The 2,727-nt window shown below is 38.7% G+C and carries 3 protein-coding genes and 1 pseudogene; all 4 read left to right on the top strand.

Annotated elements, in window-relative coordinates:
• Window positions 1–143, top strand: a pseudogene (locus GQR46_RS20725) (transmembrane cytochrome oxidase associated protein); the annotation flags it as partial.
• Between the two features lie 28 nt (window positions 144–171).
• On the top strand, window positions 172–1,161 hold the full coding sequence (locus tag GQR46_RS18415) for a COX15/CtaA family protein (RefSeq protein WP_007584952.1): 990 nt from the start codon (window positions 172–174) through the stop codon (window positions 1,159–1,161).
• Window positions 1,162–1,173: 12 nt separating this feature from the next.
• Entirely contained in the window at window positions 1,174–2,103 is a 930-nt protein-coding gene (cyoE, locus tag GQR46_RS18410; protein WP_002959598.1) for a heme o synthase, read from the top strand.
• The gene (locus GQR46_RS18405) at window positions 2,100–2,717 is read left to right on the top strand and encodes an SCO family protein (protein ID WP_165729070.1); all 618 of its coding nucleotides are present in this window, start codon (window positions 2,100–2,102) and stop codon (window positions 2,715–2,717) included. The genes cyoE and GQR46_RS18405 overlap by 4 nt, the downstream gene beginning before the upstream one ends.
• The last annotated feature ends 10 nt before the right edge of the window (window positions 2,718–2,727 follow it).

Genomic DNA, 2,727 nt, shown 5'->3' with positions numbered 1-2,727 from the left:
CTGCAAGTTTGTATTTGATTGATCATATGGGGTTAGTGGTACTTGAATATCCCTTTAAGGTCGAGCCACAAGAAAACCGTTTAGTACAAAAAGGGTTATTAAAAGATCTAAAAAAATTACTTAACTATTCTCGTTCTAGCTAACTAAGTTGAGCTTAAGTTGGAGTATCTGATGTATAAAAATTATAAAAACTTAGTATTAATAACAGGATTACTCGCTTTGATTGTAGTTGCTTTAGGTGCGTACACCCGCTTAAGTGATGCAGGTTTAGGGTGCCCCGATTGGCCTGGTTGTTATGGTTTTTTAACGGTACCTAAGCATGAGGCTGACATAGCCTTAGCAACTCAAAGCTACCCCGATATGATGTTCGAAACCGCAAAAGCGTGGAAAGAAATGATTCATCGCTACTTTGCAGGTGCTTTAGGCTTACTTATTTTAGGTTTATTTGTGTTGGCTTTTTTAAAACGCCAATATCCAACTACGCCAGTTAAATTGCCTTTGGCTTTACTTCTACTAGTGGTGTTTCAGGCTGCTCTTGGTATGTGGACAGTAACCATGAACCTTCAGCCGCTTATTGTAATGGGCCACTTATTAGGTGGCTTTAGTATTTTGTCACTTATAACGCTTTTATATTTACGGCTAACCGCAAAACCTATTATGGGTGGCGATAGCGGCGCAAAACGCTATTTCGGTTTAAGTTTAGTAGCGCTCAGTGTATTAATTATCCAAATTGCACTTGGTGGTTGGCTGGCTGCAAATTACGCCGCTCCACATTGTAGTGGTTTGCCATTGTGTAATTACGCACAACCGTTTTCATTGAGTAGCGTATTTCAATTACCACTTGAGCACAGTAATTATGAGTTTGGTGTGTTATCGCAGCAAGCGCGTATGTCTATTCATTTATTACATCGCATTTGGGCACTCGTTACTTGCATTGTTCTGGCGTTAATTATGTGGAAAATATACAGCCAAGCGTACTCTAAAAAAATTAAAAATTGCGTTGTGAGTGTATTACTTGTTCTGCTTTGCCAAATTAGCTTAGGGCTTATTTTAGTACATTGGCATATTCCGTTGGGAGTTGCACTGGCGCATAACTTGATGGCAGCCATACTGTTATTAAGCATGGTTAGGTTGTGTTATTACCTAAAATCACGCACATAAAGGGGAAATATGATGGCACTTATAATTGATAAAAAAATACTGCTACCCGTTAATACTCAATCGCTAATTTCGCGTACTCATAGTTTGCTGCAAGACTACTTAGCAATTAGTAAATTTAAAGTGGTAGCCATGCTGGTGCTAACAGCTTGGGTTGGTTTAGCGCTGGCTCCCGATGTAGGGCGCGGTATGGTCGTACAGTTTATTAGCTTGTTAGGTATAGGGCTACTTTCTGCTGCTGCAGCGGTTATTAATCATGTGGTTGATAGCGAGATAGACTCAAAAATGGCGCGGACTCGTCATCGCCCTGTGGCTAAAGGGCGTTTAAGTAAAACACATGCGCTTAGTTTTGCAGCTGTTATTGGGGTTGCGGGTTTTATTATGCTGATGGTGTGGGCTAATACCTTAACCGCTATATTAACGTTATTTGCATTGGTAGGTTATGCATTTGTTTATACATCATTTTTAAAGCGTGCAACGCCGCAAAATATTGTTATAGGTGGGTTGGCTGGCGCAATGCCTCCATTATTAGGTTGGGTGTCAGAAACAAACCAAATGGCAGCAGCCCCTTGGTTACTCGTAATGATAATATTTACCTGGACCCCACCACACTTTTGGGCGCTGGCTATAGCACGAAAAAGTGATTATGAACGCGCTAAAATCCCTATGTTACCAGTAACCCATGGTATCGATTTTTGTAAAACGTGCGTCGTTGCTTACTCTGTTTTACTCGCTGTTGTTTGCGTATTACCTTATTTAATCGGTATGTCTGGATTAATCTATTTGATAGGTGCATGTGTATTAAATGCCGTGTTTATATATAAGGCGGTCAATTTAAAAATTGCTGGAAATGATGAGACTGCAATGGACTTATTTCGTTTTTCGATTATTCATTTAATGGTACTCTTTGTAATCTTATTTATAGATAAATGGCTCCCTTTATGAAGCAGTTATGGCTTGGATTAATTGTTATTTTAGTTTCGTTTTTATCAGCATGTTCAAATGAAAATAGTCCACCAGATGTAGATGCATTAGTTTACGAAAATGCAAAGCCACTGTCTGATTTTACGCTAAACGATCAGCGCGGTGAATTAGTGACTAAGCAACAATTTGTAGGACAGTGGAATTTAGTATTTTTAGGCTATACAAGCTGTCCAGATATTTGTCCATTAACACTTGCTAAGTTAAATGCTGTTTATAAAAACTTACAAGCAGATTATCCGCTGCAAATTTGGTTTTTATCGGTCGATCCAAAACGCGATACACCAGCTAAACGAAAGCAATATATAGATTACTTTAACCCAGACTTTTTAGCTGTATCAGGGGAACATAAACACCTTTTTCCTGTTGTTCGAGAGCTTGGTTTAATTTACGCCATTAGCGATAGTAGTGAATCAGAATATGCTGTTGATCATAGTGCCTCGGTCGCTATGGTTGATCAAAATGGAGCCGTTAGAGCTATTTTTAAACCAGAATTTAAACAAGGTAGTGTGCCATTAATTAATGCGACGACTTTAACCGAAGAGTTTAAAAAAATAGCTGATTACTATAAAAACTAGTTTTTTACTT

Source organism: Pseudoalteromonas sp. Z1A6 (assembly GCF_011378745.1).
Taxonomy (GTDB): Bacteria; Pseudomonadota; Gammaproteobacteria; order Enterobacterales; family Alteromonadaceae; genus Pseudoalteromonas; species Pseudoalteromonas arctica.
Note: the sequence above shows the minus strand (reverse complement) of the source record. Positions and strands in the feature narration are given on the sequence as shown.